Consider the following 18,809-nt stretch of genomic DNA (forward strand, 5'->3'; position numbering starts at 1 on the left):
AAGCCGGATACGGCAAGGCTCGCGGCATGGAGATCACCACGTCCCGGCTGAGGCTTCGTCCCGCCCGCCCGGAGGATCTGGACACCATCCACGCCGTCCTGTCGCACCGGGAGGCCATGCGCTGGTGGTCGACCCCGCCGCATGACGACATCGAACAGTCGCGCGCCTGGCTGGACGCGATGATCGCCAATACGGCGGCGGGCGCGGCGGATTTTGTCGTCGAACATGAGGGGCGCGTCATCGGCAAGGCCGGCTGCTGGAAGGCGCCCGACGTGGGCTACATCCTGCATCCCGAGGTCTGGGGACGGGGATTCGCGAGCGAGGCCCTGAGCGCCGTGATCGACCATGTGTTCGTCGCGACGGACCTCGGCACCCTGAACGCCGACGTCGACCCGAACAATGCGGCGTCGATCCGGCTGCTGGAGCGGCTCGGCTTCGTTGGGACCGGCGAAGCGAAGGCCACCTGGCATATCGGCGGCCAGTGGATGGACAGCCTCTACTACAGCCTTGAACGGTCTCGCTGGCAGACGCGTCAGGAGGGTTGAACTTCCGTCCGGCTTGAGGCATAAGCCCGCGCTCGCTGGCGGCTCTTTCGAGGGGCCGCCGCTTCTGTTTTTTGCGTCAGGCCCCTGCGGGAACCGGCGCCGTATACGAGATCGAGACGGACATGGCCGTTCCTAAGCGCAAAGTATCGCCCTCGCGTCGCAACATGCGCCGCGCCCACGACGCCCTGGGCACGAACCCGTACACCGAGGACAAGGACACGGGTGAGCTGCGTCGTTCGCACCACATCGACCTGAAGACCGGCACCTATCGCGGTCGCCAGGTCCTGACGCCCAAGGAAGACTAGTTTTCGACGCGGGATCGCGCTCCGGTCTCATGACGAAACGGTGAAGTTTGCGGCGCGCGGTTCACCCGCGCGCCGTTTTCGTGCGTTTATGGCCTCTCATCCAACGAGGAGCGCCCCCGTGATCCGCACCCTTTCCGCCACCGCCGCCGTCGCCCTGTTGCTCGCCGCCTGCAGCCAGCCGGATGCGACCGAGCCTGCCGCTGCGCCTGAAACCCCCGCCGCAACCCCGCCGACGGCGCCAGCCCCCAACGCCCTGACGGCCGGCGGCTATGGCCCCCTGCTCATCGGCATGACCCGCGCCGAGGTCGTCACGGCCCTGGGCGACGACAGCGATCCGAACTCGGCCGGCAGCGCCGAGCCCGAGGTCTGCGACCAGTGGCGTCCGACCCGCGCGCCCGAGGGCGTGCTGGTCATGATCCAGGATGGCGTCCTGACCCGCATTTCCGTGGCCTCGCCCTCGACGCTGAAGACGGATCGCGGGTTCGGCGTCGGAGACACGGCCGCCGCCATCAAGGCCGCCTACGGTCCCCTGGCCGTGGCTCAGCCGCACAAATATTCCGCGCCGCCGGCGGAGGACATTTTTGTCTGGGCCACGGGCGGTCCGGCGACAGCCGGCGCCTTTGTCCAGGACGTCGCCGCGCGCGGCGTTCGCTACGAGATCAACGGCGAGGGCAGGGTCCAGATCGTCCACGTCGGCGGGCCGGACATCCAGCTGGTCGAAGGCTGCTCTTAACCCTTGGAGCGCCGGACCTGGAGGTCCGCGCGCCTTGGCGATTCGCAGGCGTCGGGCTAAACCCCGACGCCTGCTCTCCCTCGCACCTCGAAGGCTCCCATGACCGACATCGCCGACATCGTCGCCCGCCAGATTCTCGACAGCCGGGGCAACCCCACGGTCGAGGTGGATGTGGTTCTGGATGACGGCAGCTTTGGCCGCGCGGCGGTGCCTTCGGGAGCCTCGACCGGCGCGCACGAGGCGGTCGAGCTTCGAGACGGCGACAAGGACCGCTGGGGCGGCAAGGGCGTCCAGAACGCGGTGGACGCGGTCAACGGCGAGATCTTCGACGCCCTGTCCGGCATGGACGCCGAGGATCAGCGGCGTATCGACGAGGCCCTGATCACCCTGGACGGCACCGAGAACAAGGCCCGCCTCGGCGCCAACGCCATCCTCGGCGTGTCGCTGGCGGTCGCCAAGGCCAGCGCCATCTCCGTTGGTCTGCCGCTGTTCCGTTATGTCGGCGGCATCTCGGCCCGCGTGCTGCCGACCCCGATGATGAACATCATCAACGGCGGCGCCCACGCCGACAATCCGATCGACATCCAGGAGTTCATGATCCTGCCAACCGGCGCCGAGAGCTTCTCGGAAGGTCTGCGCATGGGCTCGGAGATCTTCCACGCGCTGCGGAAGCAGCTGAAGGACGCCGGCCACAACACCAACGTCGGCGACGAGGGCGGCTTCGCCCCAAACCTGGCCTCGGCCGAGGAGGCCCTGAGCTTCATTACCAAGGCGGGTCAGGCGGCCGGCTATCTGGCCGGTGAGGATTTCCATCTCGGACTCGACGTCGCCGCGACGGAATTCTTCAAGGACGGCGCCTACAACATGGCCGGAGAGGGCAAGATTCTGGACGGGGAGGGGATGGTCGCCTACCTCGCCGACCTGTGCGAACGCTTCCCTATCGTCTCGATCGAGGACGGCTGTTCCGAGGATGACTTTGAGGGCTGGAAGTTGCTGACAGATGCCTTGGGCGAGCGGGTCCAGATCGTCGGCGACGATCTGTTCGTCACCAACCCGGCGCGCCTGGCCGCCGGCATCGGCGAAGGCCTGGCCAACTCCATCCTGATCAAGGTCAACCAGATCGGCACCCTCTCAGAGACCCTGGACGCCGTCGATATGGCCCACCGTGCCGGCTATACCGCCGTGATGAGCCACCGCTCGGGCGAGACCGAGGATTCGACCATCGCCGACCTGGCCGTGGCCACCAACTGCGGACAGATCAAAACGGGCTCGCTGGCCCGGTCCGACCGCACGGCCAAGTACAACCAGCTGCTGCGCATCGAGGAACTTCTGGGGGATCAGGCCAGCTACTACGGCGACGGAATGCTGCTGAAATAGGCCGCGGGAGGGGCGGGCGCTGTTGCGTCCGTCCCGACCATCCAATCTCTGTGCACCTCAGCGAGGGCTGGGGTGCAGTTGGCGGACACCGCAGTGGATGTCGCCGTCGAGCCTCGATATCCCGGCCATCAAGGCGTGTGATCTGGACCCTAGGCTTCGCTGGGGTGCACGGTGGAGGGCGCAACTCACAGGCTCCCGCGAATCTACGTAATTCTACGGCACAGCTAGGGTTTGTTAGGCATTTCCGGTCACAAACGCTCAACTGTGTGACCACGCTCAGAAGGAGCGTTCGTATTGCCCGAACGGATGAAGCCCTACTCGCTGTCTGCCTTCCTCTTTTTGCTCGTCATATACCTGGGAGTTCAGGCGCTGACGGGGGAGCGAGGTCTGCTCAGCGGCGCCGCCCGCGATGCACGGCTGGACCAGCGCGAGGCGCAACTCACCGCCCTGACCGAGCAGCGCGCCGACCTGGAGATCCGCGTGCGCTATCTGCGTACGGGCAGCCTGTCGCGTGATCTGCTCGAGGAGCGGGCCCGCGCCGTGCTCGGTTTCAGCGATCCGCGCGACTATGTCGTGCGCACTGTCGCCGTCACGCCGACCGCAGCGAGTGAAGCCGTCTCCTGAACTCTTGTTACAGCCCGGGTAGCGTGCTTTGCGTTTGGGGAAGGAAGGCTGCTACAGCCGCTTTCCGTAACGACAAGAGGCCCGAACGGCGCGTTTCGCCATGGGCTCACCCGGGAGATGCCGGATGGCGAGAGCCGCCCAGAAGACCACGGATTCCAAAGGGTCCGCTAAAATCCCTAACGCGCCGACGGCGTCCAAGGAGGACCTGCTCAGGTACTATCGCGAGATGGTCCTGATCCGCCGCTTCGAGGAGCGGGCGGGACAGTTGTACGGCATGGGTCTGATCGGCGGCTTCTGCCACCTCTACATCGGCCAGGAGGCCGTGGCCGTCGGCGTTCAGGAGAGCGTCAGGCAGGGCCATGACAAGATCATCACCGGCTATCGCGACCACGGCCACATGCTGGCCGCCGGCATGGACCCGAAAGCGGTCATGGCCGAGCTGACCGGTCGCTCGGGCGGCTCGTCCAAGGGCAAGGGCGGGTCGATGCACATGTTCGACGTCCCGACCGGCTTCTACGGCGGTCACGGCATCGTGGGCGCCCAGGTGGCGCTCGGAACCGGCCTGGCCTTCGCGGGCAAATACCGCGGTGATGATTCGGTCGCCTTCATCTATTTCGGCGACGGCGCCTCGAACCAGGGTCAGGTCTACGAGAGCTTCAACATGGCTCAGCTGTGGAAGCTGCCAGCCATCTACATCATCGAGAACAACCAGTACGCCATGGGCACGAGCATCGAGCGCTCGTCCTCGACGACCGAGCTCTATATGCGCGGCTCGAGCTTCGGCATTCCGGGCGAACAGGTCGACGGCATGGATGTGCTGGCGGTCAAAGACGCGGTCGAACGCGCCGTGAAGCGAGCCCGGGAGGGCGGCGGTCCCTTCATCCTTGAGGTGAAGACCTATCGCTATCGCGGTCACTCGATGTCGGATCCGGCCAAATACCGGTCCAAGGACGAGGTCGACGAGGTCAAGAAGACCCGCGACCCGATCGACCACGTCAAGATGCTGCTCGAACAGGCCAGGGCCACCGAGGACGAGCTCAAGGCCATCGACGCCGAGATCAAGCAGATCGTCGCCGAGGCGGTCCAGTTCGCCCAGGAGAGTCCGGAGCCGGATCCCTCCGAGCTCTACACCGACGTCTATCTGGAGGCGTGAGCGTGCGGACTGTCCTGACCCTCACTTGCGTCGCGGCCCTGCTTGGCGGTTGCAGCCAGCAGGCTCCGGCCGAGAAGGCCGACACAGCGACCGCAGCCGCCGCCGCCGCCCCGGCGCCTGCGTTCAAGGCGGGCTCGATGCCCATCCATCCGGTACAGGTGAACGCGACACTGACCAGCCTGACAGGCGTGGATACGGCTGACGCCTCCATGAGCGGCCGGGTTGCCCAGGCCGATGCGCAGGAATTCTGCGAGCGCGACCCCAATGGCGACAGCGCCCGCAGTTCCGTCGGCGAATGCGTCAGCTCGACCCTGGCATCGGAAACGGCGGAAGGGGGGACGGGCGAGCACACGGCCAGCGCTGATTGTGTCGCCGGGACGCTGAGCAGCAGCGACTGGGGCGACTTCCGGCTGACCGGGACCGAGAAGCGATACGAAAGCAGCGCGACCCTGTATCCAGTCTTCATAAATCCGGAGGGCGGCCAGGCTCTGGGCAACGCCGGCGGCGAATATCCAGTGACGGCGATGTTTGAAATCCTTTGTCCCGCGCGCGCGGCGGCGTGGAAGGCTAGCTAATGACCGATATCCTGATGCCGGCCCTCTCTCCGACGATGGAAGAGGGCAATCTGACCAAGTGGCACGTGAAGGCGGGCGACGTGGTCAAGGCGGGCGACGTGATCGCCGAGATCGAGACCGACAAGGCCACGATGGAGGTCGAGGCCGTCGACGAGGGCGAGATCGCCGAAATCCTGGTGGCTGAAGGCTCCGAGGGCGTGAAGGTGAACACGCCGATCGCCCGTATGGCCGGTGAGGCCGGCGCTGCGGCAAGTCCCCCCTCGAACCCTGCCTTGCAGGCTTCGCCCCCCCCTGCGGGGGGACAATCTGTGGCGCAATCTCCCCCCGCCGGAGGGAGTACCAGCGAAGCCGGGGAGGGGGGCAAGTCCGCCGCCCCGAAGGTCGAACTGCGCGATCCGGAAATCCCCGCCGACGCCAAACTGATAAAGACGACCGTGCGCGACGCCCTGCGTGACGCCATGGCCGAAGAGATGCGCCGCGACGAGGCCGTCTTCCTGATCGGCGAGGAAGTCGCCCAGTACCAGGGGGCCTACAAGGTCTCGCGCGAGCTGCTTCAGGAGTTCGGGGACCGTCGCGTGGTCGACACCCCGATCACCGAGCACGGTTTCGCGGGCCTGGGCGTCGGCGCCGCCATGGCGGGTCTGAAGCCGATCGTCGAGTTCATGACCTTCAACTTCGCCATGCAGGCGATCGACCACATCATCAACTCGGCGGCCAAGACCCTCTACATGTCGGGCGGACAGATCCGCGCCCCCATCGTGTTCCGCGGTCCGAACGGCGCCGCCAGCCGCGTCGGCGCCCAGCACAGCCAGGACTATTCGGCCTGGTACGCCCAGATTCCGGGCCTGAAGGTCGTCGCGCCCTATGACGCCGCCGACGCCAAGGGCCTGCTGAAATCGGCCATCCGCGACCCGAACCCCGTCGTCTTCCTCGAGCACGAGATGATGTACGGGATCGAGTTCGATGTGCCCGATGTCGAGGACTGGCTGGTCCCGATCGGCAAGGCCAAGGTCCGCCGCGAGGGGACGGACGTGACCATCACGGCCCATGCCCGCATGGTCGGCTTCGCCCTTCAGGCGGCCGAGCAGCTGGAGGCCGAGGGCATCTCCTGCGAGGTCGTCGACCTGCGCACCCTGCGTCCGCTGGATCACGAGACCATCGTCGCCAGCGTCAGGAAGACCAGCCGACTGGTCTCGGCCGAGGAAGGCTGGGGTCCGATGGGCGTCGGCGCCGAGGTCGTGGCCCGGGTGATCGAGCATGCCTTCGACTATCTGGACGCGCCACCGATGCGGGTGCACCAGGAAGACGTGCCGCTGCCCTATGCCGCCAACCTGGAAGTGCTTTCGCTGCCCGGCGTCGACAAGATTGTCGCGGCCGTCAAGGCGGTGATGGCGTGACCGACGAGCCGTCCGAGTTCCAGCTGACGGTCCCGGACAGCGTGGCCTCCGACCCCGATGCGGTCGAGATGCTGCGCTTCTGGTGGTCGCGCGGCGAACCCGTGATGGCGATCAAGCCGGCTTTCGAGGACCCCCGGGCCTATGGAAGCATCCTGGCCATCGCGGCCCGGAACGTCGCCCACGTCTATCATGCGGCCAAGGGGCTGGATGAGGACGAGACCTACCGCCAGGTGCTGGCCGGGCTGGAATCCGCCCTGGGCGGCCCCGGCTATCAGACCATCGCCGAGACCAAGAGCGAAGCATGACCGACATCCTGATGCCCGCCCTGTCGCCCACCATGGAAGAGGGCGTTCTGGCCAAATGGCACGTCAAGGTCGGCGATGTCGTCAAGGCCGGCGACGTGATCGCCGAGATCGAGACCGACAAGGCCACGATGGAGGTCGAGGCCGTCGACGAGGGCACGATCACCGAGATACTCGTGGCCGAAGGGGCCGAAGGCGTGAAGGTCAACGCCGTGATCGCGCGGCTGGCGGAGGAGGGTGGCGCGGCCGCTCCCGCGCCTAAGTCTGCCGAACCCGCCACGGCCGAGACCCCGAAGGCGGACGCCCCTCCGGTCAAGGCCCCTCCCGCCGCTGCACCTGCCCAGAAATCCGGCGAGCGCGTTTTCGCCTCGCCCCTGGCGCGTCGTCTGGCCAGGGACGCCGGTCTCGACATCGCGACGCTGAAGGGATCCGGCCCGCACGGCCGTATCGTCAAGTCCGACGTGGAGGCCGCCGGAAAGGGCGGCGCCCGCACGGCCGCTGCGCCCGCGACGGCGACCGCAGCCTCAGGCCTCGAAACCCGCAAGGTCCAGTCGCTCGCCGACATGGGCATTCCGGACGGCAGCTACGACCTGATCCCGCTGGACGGGATGAAGAAGGCCGTCGCCCGCCGCATGGTCGGCGCGGTGCAAAACGTGCCGCACTTCCCGCTGTTCATCGACGTCGAGATCGACGCCCTGCTGGCGGCCCGCGCCACGATCAACTCCCTGCTCGAGAAGAGCGGCGTGAAGGTCTCGGTCAACGACTTCGTCATCAAGGCCGCCGCCATGGCCCTGAAGGCGGTGCCGGAGGCCAACGCCAGCTATTCGCCGGAAGGCATCGCCCTGCACCACAACGCCGACGTGGCGATGGCGGTGGCGATCGATGGCGGCCTGATCACCCCGATCATCTTCAAAGCCGAGACCAAGTCCCTGTCGCAGATCGCTGTAGAGTCGAAGGATCTGGCCAAACGGGCCCGTGAGAAGAAGCTGAAGCCCGAGGAATTCCAGGGCGGCACCTTCAGCGTCTCGAACCTCGGCATGTTCGGGATCAAGGCCTTCAGCTCGATCATCAACGAGCCCCAGGGCGCGATCATGAGCGTCGGCGCTGGCGAGCAGCGTGCGGTCGTGAAGAACGGCCAGCTGACCGTGGCGACCGTAATGACGGTCACCGTCACCTGCGATCACCGCGTCGTCGACGGCGCGACCGGCGCCCGCTTCCTGCAGGCGTTCAAGCCGCTGATCGAAGACCCCGTCACCATGCTGGCCTAGGGCGATGACGGCGTCGGTCTATGACTTCACCGCCACCGGAATCGACGGGACAGAGATTCCGCTGGACCGGTTTCGGGGGCACGCGCTGCTGATCGTCAACACCGCGTCGAAATGCGGTTTTACCGGCCAGTACGCCGGGCTCGAGGCCCTGCATCGCCAGTATGCCGACCAACCGTTCGAGGTGCTGGGCTTTCCCTGCAACCAGTTCGGCGCGCAGGAGCCTGGCCGGGCGGCGGAGATCGCGTCTTTCTGCAGTTCGACCTTCGATGTCAGCTTCCCGATGTTCGACAAGGTCGAGGTCAACGGGCCGAGGCGGCATCCGCTCTATGACTGGCTGACGCGCCAGAAGCGCGGCTTCCTCGGCAGCCGCGATGTGAAGTGGAACTTCACCAAATTCCTGACCGACCGCGAGGGCAGGGTGGTCGCCCGCTTCGCCCCCCAGGTCGAACCCGAGGCCATCAAGGCCGATATCGATAAGGTGCTCTGATCATGGCCGTTGAATTCGATCTCATCGTCATTGGTTCGGGCCCCGGGGGCTATGTGGCCGCGATCCGCGCCAGCCAGCTGGGCCAGAAGGTCGCCATCGTCGAGCGCGAGAACCTGGGCGGCATCTGCCTGAACTGGGGCTGTATCCCCACAAAGGCCCTGCTCAAGTCGGGTGAGAAGTTCGAGAGCCTGTCGCACCTGAAGGAGTACGGCCTGTCGGCATCGGGCGCGACCTTCGATTTCGACGCCATCATCCAGCGCTCACGCGGCGTGGCGGCGACGATGAGCAAGGGCATCACCTTCCTGATGAAGAAGAACAAGATCGAGGTCATCGAGGGGTCGGCGAAGCTGGAGAAGGGCGCAGCCGCTCCCAAGGTGGTCATCGCTCTGAAGGCCGGCGGATCGCGCACGGTCGAGGCCAAGGCGGTCATGCTGGCCGTCGGAGCCCGCGCCAGGGCCATCCCGCAGATCGGACTGGAAGCCGACGGCGACAAAATCTGGGCCTATCGCGAGGCCCTGGCGCCCAAGACCATGCCCGCCTCGATCATCGTCATCGGCTCGGGCGCCATCGGCATCGAATTCGGCAGCTTCTACAGGGCCCTGGGCGCTGAAGTTACGGTCGTGGAAGCGGTCGACCGGATCATGCCGGTCGAGGACGAAGAGGTCTCCAAGGCCGCCCAGAAGTCGTTCGAGAAGCGCGGCATCAAGTTCCGCCTCGGCTGCAAGGTCACCAGGGTGTCCAAAGGCGGGAAGGGGGTCCAGGTCGCCATCGAGACCGCCGGCAAGGCCGAGACCCTGGAGGCCGAGGTCTGTATCTCGGCGGTCGGCATCACCGCCAACACCGACGGCATCGGTCTGGAGGCGCTGGGCGTCAACATGGACCGCGGCCACATCACCATCGACGGCCACTGCGCCACGAACGTGAAGGGGCTCTACGCCATCGGCGACTGCGCCGGCGCGCCCTGGCTCGCCCACAAGGCCAGCCACGAAGGCATCCACGCCGCCGAATACATCGCCGGCTACAAGACGCCGAACGTCGTCTCGCCGATCGCCGGCTGCACCTATGCCCAGCCCCAGGTCGCCTCGGTCGGGATCACGGAACAGGGCGCCCGCGAGGCCAAGCGCGAGGTCAGGATCGGCCGCTTCCCGTTCCGGGTGAACGGCAAGGCCGTGGCGGCGGGCGAGGTGGACGGCTTCGTCAAGGTGATCTTCGATGCGAAGACCGGCGCCCTGATCGGCGCCCATATGATCGGCCACGAGGTCACGGAGATGATCCAGGGCTATGTCACCGCCATCACCATGGAAGCGACCGAGGAAGACATCCACGGCATCGTCTATCCGCACCCGACCATGTCGGAGGCCATGCACGAGGCGGCGCTGGACGCCTACGGGCGGACGATCCACCTGTAGGCGCGAGGAGACCTCAGCGCTTCTTGCCGAGCTCGGCCGCGATGTCCTTGACCATGCGTCCGGCCTTGCGGTGGGCGGCGCTGATCTGGTCGCGGGTCACGCCCCAGCGCTTCATCCAGTATTCCACGGCCTGACGCTCGGAGAGGTCGAGACGGTCCTTGTCTATGAAGCCGCGTTTGTCCTTGAGACCGGCCATGAGGGTGTTTCCTGTTTGCGCCTAAGATATATTATGCGAAATTCTATGTGTCAGAAGAGCCGTCAGATCGGCACGTTTGCGGTCCAGCCGTCAAACCCGACTTCGACATTCGCCGGAAGAAGAGCCGACAAGGCGTTGTAATCCAAATCGATGTGGAGATTGGTCAGCACGGCGCGCTCGACGCCGCTGCGCGCGATCCATTCCAGGGTCCGATCGACGTGGCTGTGTGTCGGATGTGTCGTCCAGCGCAGCGCATCGACGATCCAGAGGCTGCATCCGGCCAGGGCCTCGAACGCCGCATCGTCCAGAGCGTCGATGTCGCTTGAATACGCCACCGATCCCACCCGGTAGCCGACCGACCGGATCGGACCGTGGGCCTGGTCGAAGGTCAAGACCGGCACAGGGCCGCCAGCACCGCCGATCGCCCAGTCGACGCCGTGGTCCGGAATCTCGTTCAGCGCGAGGATCGCCGGGTAACCCATCTGACTTTCGAAGATGTACGGGAAGCGCGGCACGAGCGCGTCGCGTGTCGCGGCGTCCATCCAGGCCGGGATCCGGTGCCGCCGCCGGATGGCGAAGACGCGCAGATCGTCGATCCCGTGAGTCTGGTCGGCGTGGTCGTGGGTGTACAGGACCGCATCCACAGACTTCACACCGGCGCTCAACATCTGCTCGCGAAGGTCCGGAGAGGTGTCGATCAGGACGGTCGTGTCACCGTCCGGGCCGCGCCGCCGGATCAGGGCTGAACAGCGGCTGCGGCGGTTCTTCGGCTCGGCCGGATCGCAGGCCCCCCAGTCGCCGTCGCCGCGCGGCACGCCGCCGGACGAACCGCTGCCCAGGATGGTGATCTCGAGTTCACCGCTCATGGGCGAGGAATTCCGTCGAACAGGTTGAAGAAGGCGTCCGTCGTGCGCGCCTCGGCCTCTTCCCGGCTCCAGCCGCGGATGTCGGCCAGGGCCTGTAGCACATGGCCGACATAGGCCGGCTCGTTGCGGCGGCCCCTGTGCGGCACGGGCGCCAGATAGGGGCAGTCCGTCTCGACGATGATCCGGTCGGCGGGCATGGCGCGGATGCCCTCGCGCACGTCCTCGGCCGCCTTGAAGGTCGCTATACCGGAGACCGAGAACCACGCCCCCATTTCCGCTGCCTGTTCCGCAAGTTCTGCGCCGCTGGTGTAGCAGTGCATGAGGAAGCGGAACGGCGCCTTCGCCTGACCTTCCCGCAGGATCGCGGCCATGTCGGCGTCCGCCTCGCGGGTGTGGACCACGAGCGGCAGGCCGGTGCGCTGGGCCGCCTCGATGTGGACGCGGAACGCATCGGCCTGAACCTCGTGCGGGCTGAGGTCATAGTGGAAGTCCAGACCGCATTCGCCGATACCGACCACGCGCGGCCGCTGGGCCAGAGCCACCAGATCGTCGGCTGTCATGGCCGTGTGGTCCTTGGCCTCATGCGGATGGGCGCCGACGGTGCACCAGATGTCCGCATGCGCCATGGCCAGGGCGTGGGTGGCCTCGAAGGTGGAGAGCTTGTCGGAGATTTCGACCATCAACCCGACCCCGGCCTCGCGGGCGCGGGCGATGACGGCGTCGCGATCCTCGTCGAACTGGTGTGCGTGGAGATTGACGTGGCTGTCGATCAGCATCAGCCCGCCATCCTTTTAACGCGCGCCAGATCGGCCAGGGCCCCGGCCAGCAGGTCGCCCTTGTCCAGGTTGATGGCGACCGCCCGCTCGGGCGCCTCGGTCAACCGGGTCCACAGATCGGCCCAGGCAGCCCCCTGCCCTCCCTGCGCCAGTGACCGCGCCTTCACGGCGGCGGCGAGCCGGTCCAGCAGGGCCTCGAACCGCGCCTGTCCTTCCGCGCCCCGGAAACCGTCGGCGACCGACAGCTGTTCGGCGCGATCCACCAGGCCTTCGTTGACCCAGCGGCGCGCCAGCCGATCCAGCTCAAGGTTGGCGGCCGTGGCCAGCAACAGGGCTGCGCCGGGCGAGCCGCGCGCCATGCCGGCAATGCGTTCGGCCTCGTCGCCCTCGAGTTCGGTCTGGCGCTCCAGCAGGGTCGCCACCGCGCTCTCGGTCCACGGCTGGAAGGTCAGACGGCGGCAGCGCGAGCGGATCGTCGCCAGCAGCCGCCCCGGCGCATGGGTCACCAGGAACAGCACGCCGCGCTCAGGCGGCTCCTCCAGAACCTTCAGCAAGGCATTGGCTGCATTGAGATTCAGGTCATCGGCCGCGTCGATGATCGCGACCCGGTACGCGGCCCGGGACGGGCTCTTGGAGAAGAAGTCCGGCAGGTCGCGCGCCTGGTCCACCGAGATGGATTTCTTGGTCTTGCCGCCTTCGACGAGCCGTTCCAGCACCAGCAGGTCGGGATGGGACTGGGCCGAGATCAGCTGGCTGACCGGATCGGACGGCCGTGCGCCGAGCGGGCCGCGCGAGGGATCCGGCACCGCGCCCAGCAGACGCCGGGCGGCGCGATAGGCGAAGGTCGCCTTGCCCAGACCCTCGGGTCCGCAGACCATCCAGGCGTGATGAAGGCGTCCGCGCTCGAGGGCGTCGAGGAAGGCGGTCTCCGCCTCCGTCGACGGGACCAGATCGAAGCGATCGCGCGGATGCTCGCTCACGGCAGGATCGGCTCCACGGCCCGCCAGACGCGTTCGGACACCGCATCCGGTTCGCCTGTCGCGTCGATGATCCGGCAGCGCTCCGGGTGCTGGGCCGCCACGGACAGGAAGCCGTCGCGCAGGCGGCGATGGAACTCGAGCCCCTTGGATTCGAACCGCGTCTCCGCGCCGCCCCGCGCCAGCGCCCGCTCCAGACCCACCTCCACCGGCAGGTCGAAGATCAGGGTCAGGTCCGGCTGGTCATCACCGACGATGACGCTGTCCAGGGCCTCAATGAAGTCCGCCGGCGCGCCGCCGCCCGCACCCTGATAAGCGCGGCTGGAATCCGCGAAACGGTCGCACACGACCCAGCGCCCGGCCTCCAGCGCAGGGCGGATGGTCTTTTCCAGATGGTCGCTGCGCGAGGCGAACATCAGCAGGGTCTCGGTCAGGGGCGACCAGCGGCCGGCGTCGCCGTTCAGGGCGATATGCCGAATCTCCTCGGCGCCGGGCGAGCCGCCGGGCTCGCGCGTGTGCACGACGTCGAGGCCGCGCGCAGCGAGCCGGGCGACCAGTCTGGCGGCCTGGGTGGACTTTCCAGTCCCCTCCCCGCCTTCAAGCGTAATGAAATGTCCTCGGGTCACCGGCGCACAATGGCGATCCGGACCGCCCGGGCCAAGGGCGCAGTGGGTTCAGGGCGCCGATATCAACAGGGCGTCGGCGAATCCGTCGGCCATGACCGAGCGGCGGGCCCGTTCGGCGGCGTCGGCGTCGTTCCACGGCCCCATCAGGACCCGGAACATGCTCTGGTCGTTCGCGGCCTGGATGCGGGCGGAGCGACCGATTCTCTCCGCGACGGACTGGGCCCGGGGCTGGTCACGGTAGGCGGCGACCTCGATCCAGTATCTCTGACCGGCGTCTACGGACGCCCCGGCCGGAAGCGGAGGCGGCGGCGCGGCCGCGGCGACCTGCAACACCGTCCCGCCGCCCAGACGCGGGGCGCGGCCGAGATAGCGGACCCTCACCTCGCCGACGCCGCGCGACAGCAGGTCCAGCGCCTCGGCCGCGCCGCGCGACAGGTCGATGATCCGGTCGTCGACGAAAGGCCCGCGATCGTTGACGCGAAGGACCACGCGACGGCCATTGGCCATGTTGGTGACCTCGACCAGGCCGGGCAGCGGCAGCGTCTTGTGGGCGGCGGTCAGGGCATGCATGTCGAACCGCTCGCCGGTCGCCGTGGGCCGCCCGTTGAACTGGTCGCCGTACCAGGACGCCAGGCCGACGACGTCATAGTCCGGCTGCTCCTCCGGCTGATACCAGCGCCCGCGGATCTGATAGCGGCGCATGGTCCCCGACACGATCGGCGCCGGGTCGGTCACGACAGGCGCGGCCTCGGCCAGACGGGGTCCTCCACGCACGGGACCGGACAGACCGCCCGACGTCGCCCCCGCACTCGCACAGGCGGCCAGCAGGGCCGTCGCGGCGACGACAACCGCGACCCGGGAGGCGCGGCGAAGGAGAAGGGGCGACATCGACATGGCGAAATCATCGCCGAACCGATTTCCGTTTTGGTTAACGCGCGATGCGCTGCTATGCCCCCTCTCCAGCCGGACAGGTGGCCATTCAGGCTGCCAATAAGGAAGTGTGGCCGAGTGGTTTAAGGCACTGGTCTTGAAAACCAGCGACGGTGAGAGCCGTCCGTGGGTTCGAATCCCACCGCTTCCGCCAGAACTATAGTGTTTGCAGTAACTTGTTCGATAGCTATGGCTCTACCCACCAGCAATCCCACCATTTCGGCCCTAGCTTGGGCAGCTGGGCCGACTTAAACGGCGGACGCACAAAATCCAGAGTTGAACGGATTGTGATTCCCCTCGTTTGCGCGGGCGGCCGTGGCTCGCCCTTTCCAGAGCTTATGATCAGCGATGAAGCCTGCCGACCGCCACCAAGACCGCGGGACCAGAGTGGGCAGGTCACTGGGGCACGCAGGGCGAGATCCTGGACAGTGGATAAGGCGAACAATACCAGAACACCGTCTTGCGCGATGATCGGCTTCGGAGGCACAACGTCCGACGGGTCGGCAACCTGGAGCGAGACGATGAACGACGAGCCTCTTGCCGATCTGCTCACCCGGCTGGATGAGGTGCTTGCTCGGAAGAGCGATTCCAAAGACGTGGCAGGCGAGATCCTGGCTCAGGTCGAGGCTCGAGTTCCTGGCACCGTCATGCGGTATGCCGCAGGCATCCAGCTTCGCAGCCTGGGTTGCCGGCCAATGGCGGAGCATTGATCGGGTGAAACATCTCGACCCCTCCCCGACGGCGATGGCCCTCTGGTGCTGACGTGGGACGAAAGAACTTGGACCGCTACACGCCAGCCGATTGGCGCAGCGCGGCCCCAACGGTCCGGGCCGCCATCGAAAACCGCTGGCGGGTCTATACGGAGTGCGAGATCTGCGAGCTCAGGATGGTGGCGGACCTGCCGCGCATCGCTCACGCCAAGGGTAGCGGGTTCTGCCTTTGGGGTCAGACGGCGAAGTGTCGGCGAATGGGCTGTCCTGGCAAGGTGACCTTCCATGCCCAGCCGCCCGGCGCGAACATAACGATCGTTATGACGTAGGGAATGTCCGGTTTGCGCCGTTGGCTCGATGACCGAATCCGACCCGAAAGAGACCTCGGGAGGGTCCGCTTTCCGGCGTGATCTGCTCTCCAGAAACTGGATCACTCGGCGTCGGAGTCTAGCTGCAACTGGCAGAGCTTCAGGGGAGCAGATCACCGAGACCGGCCAACAGCGACGTTGATCGGCATTTCGAACTCAACGAGCGGACGATCTACGGGTACAATCGCGCAGGCGGCTAGACCCCGGAGACCGGCGCGGTAGATCAGCCCCTCCCGCTGTATCGGCCGACTCGTCGCACATGCCGACGCAGAATGATCCGGGCACCCGGCGAGCCGTAGCAGCCGCTCATAGCCTAGGCTTCTTCCGTATAATTTCATAATGTGGAGACTATGCCCCATTATTGGGATTTTATCGCTCGCAACTGGAGGCCCTATGATGGACAAAACACGACCTTCTCGGCGGGATGCGGTGAAGCTTGGTATCGGTGCCAGCGCAGCTTCAGCGGGAGTTGCGATATTCGGTTTGGGGGCTACACCCGTCCTGGCAACCCCTCTGGCTGCAACCGGCGTCGATCTGAACTGGCTGGGCGGCGCGACCGCGCAGACTGCCGGGGGCGTGGTCTGGGGCGTGCCATGGCCTCGAGGCGCGCTCACCCCGGCCACGGAACTGAGCCTGATTGCGGACGGAAGACCGGAGCCGCTTCAAACTTGGCCACTCGCGTACTGGCCAGACGGATCGCTTAAATGGACGGGTCATGCAGCGAGCGGCCTTGCCGGTGCTGCGCGGCTTCGCGTGGAGCCCGGCCGCGCTCCGCCACCCCGAGGTCGTGTCACCGTGCACGAGGCGTCGGATGCGGTCACCATTCGAAGCGGCGACCTCGTCTGCGTCCTCGGCCGCAGCAGCGGGGCCCTAATTCGTTCAATCGCCCTGTCGGGTCGCGAAACCCTTCGGAACGGGAGATTGATCTGTCTGCGGCGCGACCAGCCCGAAGCCGACGCCGAGGAGATCCGCACCGAAACCTTCCAGAGCGAGGTGCGCTCCGCGGTGGTGGAGCAGTCCGGGCCGGTGCGGGCGGTCGTCCGAATCGAAGGCTTCCACCGGAGCGGCTCCGGCCGCAACTGGTTGCCCTTCTCGGTCCGGCTGGCGGTCGACGCCGGCGGTGGGATCAAGCTGGTGCACACCTTCACCTTCGACGGTGAGGCGGCCAGCGACTTCATCTCGGGTCTGGGCGTTCAGTTCGACGCGCCTATGACCGACGAGCTTCACAACCGCCATTTCCGTCTGGTCGGGGAAGGTAACGGCGTCTGGGGTGAGGCCGTGCGCAACCTGCCAGGCTGGCAGCCGAGCAAGTTCGCCCTCGCCGCCCGTTTCGCCGATCAACTTGACGGGCGGCGCACACCCGACCTGGCGAACATGGATGCGAAGACCCGCGAACAGCTGGAGAGCGTCCCGGCGTTCGGCGACGTCAAACTGTTCCAGCACGGCTCGCACCAGTTCGAACTGAAGAAGCGCACCAAGCCCGGGCAGAGCTGGATCAAGGCCGACCACGGCGGCCGCGCCTCCGGCACCGGCTATGTCGGAGGCGTATCGGGCGGCGTCGCCTTCGGCTTGCGCGACTTCTGGCAGCGGCACCCAACGGCGATCGAGATCACGGGCGCAGCCGGCGAGGCGGCGACCGTCACCTTGTGGCTGTGGTCGCCCGACGCTGGCGCGATGGACCTGCGCCACTACAGCGATGGCGCCCATGGCCTCGACATCCAGTACGAGGACGTCCAGCCCGGCTTCAGCACGCCGATGGGCATCGCCCGGACCAGCGAGATCAATCTGTGGGTTCTGCCCGCGACGCCGACGCGTGCCGAGCTGGTGAAGCTGGCCGGGGTTGTGTGCGGCCCACCGTTGCTGGTCGCTTCGCCCGAGCATTATCACGCGGTCGGTGCCTTCGGCGTCTGGGCTCTGCCTGACCGATCGACGCCAGTGAAGACCCGACTGGAGAACGACTATGACGCCCTGATCGCCTTCTATCGCCACGAGGTCGACCAGCGGGACTGGTACGGCTTCTGGGACTACGGCGACATCATGCACACCTACGACAATGACCGTCATGCGTGGCGGTACGACGTCGGTGGCTATGCCTGGGACAACAGCGAAATGGTCCCCGACAAATGGCTCTGGTACGCGTTCCTGCGAACCGGCAGTGCTGAGACCTTCCGCTTCGCCGAAGCGATGTCGCGCCACACCAGCGAGGTCGACATGCACCACCTCGGCCGGTTCGCCGGCCTCGGCACGCGCCACAATGTCAGCCACTGGGGCGACGGTGCCAAGGAGGCCCGGATCAGTTCGGCGACCTTGCGGCGTTTCTACCACTACTTGACCGCCGACGAGCGGACGGGCGACCTGATGCGGATGGTCGTAAACGCCGACCACGCTCTGCTGACGACCAATCCGATCCGCCAGATCCTGCCCCCCTCGCCTCATCCGACACAGGCGCGGACGGGCCCCGACTGGTTCGCCTTCGCCGGCAATTGGATGACGGAGTGGGAGCGTACCGGCGACGTCAAATGGCGCGACAAGATTGTACTGGGCATGCGCTCGATCGCGGGTATGCCACACGGCCTCTTCACCGGCCCGCCCATGGGCTACGACCCGGCAACGGGCCAGTTGTATGACATCGGCTACGACGTCGACTTCTACTATCTGATGTTGATGATCTTCGGAGGCGCCGAGGTGCTGTTCGAGCTGGACGGCCTACTCGATATCCCCGAATTCGATGCCGCCCTCGTCGCCTTCGCCGAGGCCTACAACATGATGGAGCCCGAGCGCATCAGGGCCGTGGGCCCCAAGGCGCTGAACCCCATGTTCGGCAGCGACAACATCCCCTCGACGGTCTGGTACGCCCGCATGACCGCCTGGGCGGCGCACAAGAAGAACGATCCCGCGCTTGCGCAGCGGGCGTGGATGGAGCTGCTTGGCGGCCGCGGCGGAACCCTGCCCGGGCCGTCAGTGGTCACCCGGACTACGCGCGTCGACGGACCCGCGTTGCTGGAGCCGCGCGAGGAGATCCGCGGCCTGCAGACCAACAACAGTGCCCAGTGGTCGCTGAACTACATCCAGCTCCTCGCCCTCGTCGGCGACCATGCGCCGGCCAGCCTGGACAGCCGCTGGACCTGACGCAGCCGCCCGCCGTCGGGATCGAAAACCCGCGTCCCGATCCGGGGCGCGGGTTT

20 protein-coding genes and 1 tRNA gene are annotated in these 18,809 nt (G+C 66.8%); 15 read left to right on the plus strand and 6 right to left on the minus strand.

The window, feature by feature from the left end:
* Positions 1 to 26 precede the first annotated feature (26 nt).
* The 12 genes from ACP7A5_RS05665 (at position 27) to lpdA (ending at position 10,175) form a co-directional block, all read left to right on the plus strand.
* Positions 27 to 545: a GNAT family N-acetyltransferase gene (locus tag ACP7A5_RS05665; RefSeq protein WP_426040996.1), complete on the plus strand. Its 519-nt coding sequence runs from the start codon at positions 27 to 29 to the stop codon at positions 543 to 545.
* Between the two features lie 122 nt (positions 546 to 667).
* Positions 668 to 850 carry a 50S ribosomal protein L32 gene (gene rpmF, locus ACP7A5_RS05670; RefSeq protein WP_029416334.1) on the plus strand — a complete coding sequence of 61 codons (183 nt, stop codon included), beginning with the start codon at positions 668 to 670 and terminating at the stop codon, positions 848 to 850.
* A gap of 118 nt (positions 851 to 968) precedes the next feature.
* Complete coding sequence (locus ACP7A5_RS05675; RefSeq protein WP_426040997.1) at positions 969 to 1,583, plus strand: hypothetical protein; 615 nt, start codon at positions 969 to 971, stop codon at positions 1,581 to 1,583.
* A 99-nt stretch (positions 1,584 to 1,682) separates the two neighbouring features.
* Positions 1,683 to 2,960, plus strand: a complete 1,278-nt coding sequence (gene eno / locus ACP7A5_RS05680) for a phosphopyruvate hydratase (RefSeq protein WP_426040998.1) — start codon at positions 1,683 to 1,685, stop codon at positions 2,958 to 2,960.
* Between the two features lie 306 nt (positions 2,961 to 3,266).
* The gene (locus tag ACP7A5_RS05685; protein WP_426041097.1) at positions 3,267 to 3,584 is read left to right on the plus strand and encodes an FtsB family cell division protein; all 318 of its coding nucleotides are present in this window, start codon (positions 3,267 to 3,269) and stop codon (positions 3,582 to 3,584) included.
* A gap of 124 nt (positions 3,585 to 3,708) precedes the next feature.
* Positions 3,709 to 4,737, plus strand: a complete 1,029-nt coding sequence (gene pdhA, locus ACP7A5_RS05690; RefSeq protein WP_426040999.1) for a pyruvate dehydrogenase (acetyl-transferring) E1 component subunit alpha — start codon at positions 3,709 to 3,711, stop codon at positions 4,735 to 4,737.
* A 2-nt stretch (positions 4,738 to 4,739) separates the two neighbouring features.
* A complete protein-coding gene (locus tag ACP7A5_RS05695) occupies positions 4,740 to 5,312 on the plus strand; it encodes a hypothetical protein (protein WP_426041000.1) in 573 nt (190 codons plus the stop codon).
* Positions 5,312 to 6,709, plus strand: a complete 1,398-nt coding sequence (locus tag ACP7A5_RS05700) for a pyruvate dehydrogenase complex E1 component subunit beta (RefSeq protein ID WP_426041001.1) — start codon at positions 5,312 to 5,314, stop codon at positions 6,707 to 6,709. Before ACP7A5_RS05695 ends, ACP7A5_RS05700 begins: the two co-directional genes overlap by 1 nt.
* Positions 6,706 to 7,014: a DUF5076 domain-containing protein gene (locus tag ACP7A5_RS05705; RefSeq protein ID WP_426041002.1), complete on the plus strand. Its 309-nt coding sequence runs from the start codon at positions 6,706 to 6,708 to the stop codon at positions 7,012 to 7,014. The genes ACP7A5_RS05700 and ACP7A5_RS05705 overlap by 4 nt, the downstream gene beginning before the upstream one ends.
* The gene (locus ACP7A5_RS05710) at positions 7,011 to 8,279 is read left to right on the plus strand and encodes a pyruvate dehydrogenase complex dihydrolipoamide acetyltransferase (protein ID WP_426041003.1); all 1,269 of its coding nucleotides are present in this window, start codon (positions 7,011 to 7,013) and stop codon (positions 8,277 to 8,279) included. Before ACP7A5_RS05705 ends, ACP7A5_RS05710 begins: the two co-directional genes overlap by 4 nt.
* Positions 8,280 to 8,283: 4 nt before the next feature.
* Positions 8,284 to 8,766, plus strand: coding sequence for a glutathione peroxidase (locus ACP7A5_RS05715; protein ID WP_426041004.1), 483 nt, complete (start codon positions 8,284 to 8,286; stop codon positions 8,764 to 8,766).
* Between the two features lie 2 nt (positions 8,767 to 8,768).
* The gene (lpdA, locus tag ACP7A5_RS05720; protein ID WP_426041005.1) at positions 8,769 to 10,175 is read left to right on the plus strand and encodes a dihydrolipoyl dehydrogenase; all 1,407 of its coding nucleotides are present in this window, start codon (positions 8,769 to 8,771) and stop codon (positions 10,173 to 10,175) included.
* A 13-nt stretch (positions 10,176 to 10,188) separates the two neighbouring features.
* Here the strand turns inward: lpdA and ACP7A5_RS05725 are convergent, their stop codons facing one another.
* The 6 genes from ACP7A5_RS05725 to ACP7A5_RS05750 all read right to left on the minus strand — a co-directional run bounded on the left by ACP7A5_RS05725 (position 10,189) and on the right by ACP7A5_RS05750 (position 14,510).
* On the minus strand, positions 10,189 to 10,371 hold the full coding sequence (locus ACP7A5_RS05725; RefSeq protein WP_131251093.1) for a DUF3606 domain-containing protein: 183 nt from the start codon (positions 10,369 to 10,371) through the stop codon (positions 10,189 to 10,191).
* A 62-nt stretch (positions 10,372 to 10,433) separates the two neighbouring features.
* Positions 10,434 to 11,237: an MBL fold metallo-hydrolase gene (locus ACP7A5_RS05730; RefSeq protein WP_426041006.1), complete on the minus strand. Its 804-nt coding sequence runs from the start codon at positions 11,235 to 11,237 to the stop codon at positions 10,434 to 10,436.
* Positions 11,234 to 12,013 (minus strand): TatD family hydrolase, encoded by a 780-nt coding sequence (locus ACP7A5_RS05735; protein WP_426041007.1) that lies wholly within the window; start codon positions 12,011 to 12,013, stop codon positions 11,234 to 11,236. Before ACP7A5_RS05735 ends, ACP7A5_RS05730 begins: the two co-directional genes overlap by 4 nt.
* Positions 12,013 to 12,993, minus strand: coding sequence for a DNA polymerase III subunit delta' (locus ACP7A5_RS05740; protein WP_426041008.1), 981 nt, complete (start codon positions 12,991 to 12,993; stop codon positions 12,013 to 12,015). Before ACP7A5_RS05740 ends, ACP7A5_RS05735 begins: the two co-directional genes overlap by 1 nt.
* On the minus strand, positions 12,990 to 13,616 hold the full coding sequence (tmk, locus tag ACP7A5_RS05745) for a dTMP kinase (RefSeq protein WP_426041009.1): 627 nt from the start codon (positions 13,614 to 13,616) through the stop codon (positions 12,990 to 12,992). Before tmk ends, ACP7A5_RS05740 begins: the two co-directional genes overlap by 4 nt.
* Positions 13,617 to 13,664: 48 nt before the next feature.
* Complete coding sequence (locus tag ACP7A5_RS05750) at positions 13,665 to 14,510, minus strand: septal ring lytic transglycosylase RlpA family protein (RefSeq protein WP_426041010.1); 846 nt, start codon at positions 14,508 to 14,510, stop codon at positions 13,665 to 13,667.
* A 100-nt stretch (positions 14,511 to 14,610) separates the two neighbouring features.
* On the opposite strand from ACP7A5_RS05750, the gene ACP7A5_RS05755 reads away from it, so the two are divergent.
* The 3 genes from ACP7A5_RS05755 (at position 14,611) to ACP7A5_RS05765 (ending at position 18,753) form a co-directional block, all read left to right on the plus strand.
* Positions 14,611 to 14,700 (plus strand) — tRNA-Ser (locus ACP7A5_RS05755).
* 367 nt (positions 14,701 to 15,067) lie between these two features.
* Positions 15,068 to 15,256 (plus strand): hypothetical protein, encoded by a 189-nt coding sequence (locus ACP7A5_RS05760; RefSeq protein ID WP_426041011.1) that lies wholly within the window; start codon positions 15,068 to 15,070, stop codon positions 15,254 to 15,256.
* A gap of 764 nt (positions 15,257 to 16,020) precedes the next feature.
* Positions 16,021 to 18,753 carry a Tat pathway signal sequence domain protein gene (locus tag ACP7A5_RS05765; RefSeq protein ID WP_426041098.1) on the plus strand — a complete coding sequence of 911 codons (2,733 nt, stop codon included), beginning with the start codon at positions 16,021 to 16,023 and terminating at the stop codon, positions 18,751 to 18,753.
* Positions 18,754 to 18,809: the final 56 nt, after the last annotated feature.

The sequence above is a fragment of the Brevundimonas sp. TWP2-3-4b1 genome (assembly GCF_049897665.1).
In the GTDB taxonomy this organism is placed as follows: domain Bacteria; phylum Pseudomonadota; class Alphaproteobacteria; order Caulobacterales; family Caulobacteraceae; genus Brevundimonas; species Brevundimonas subvibrioides_B.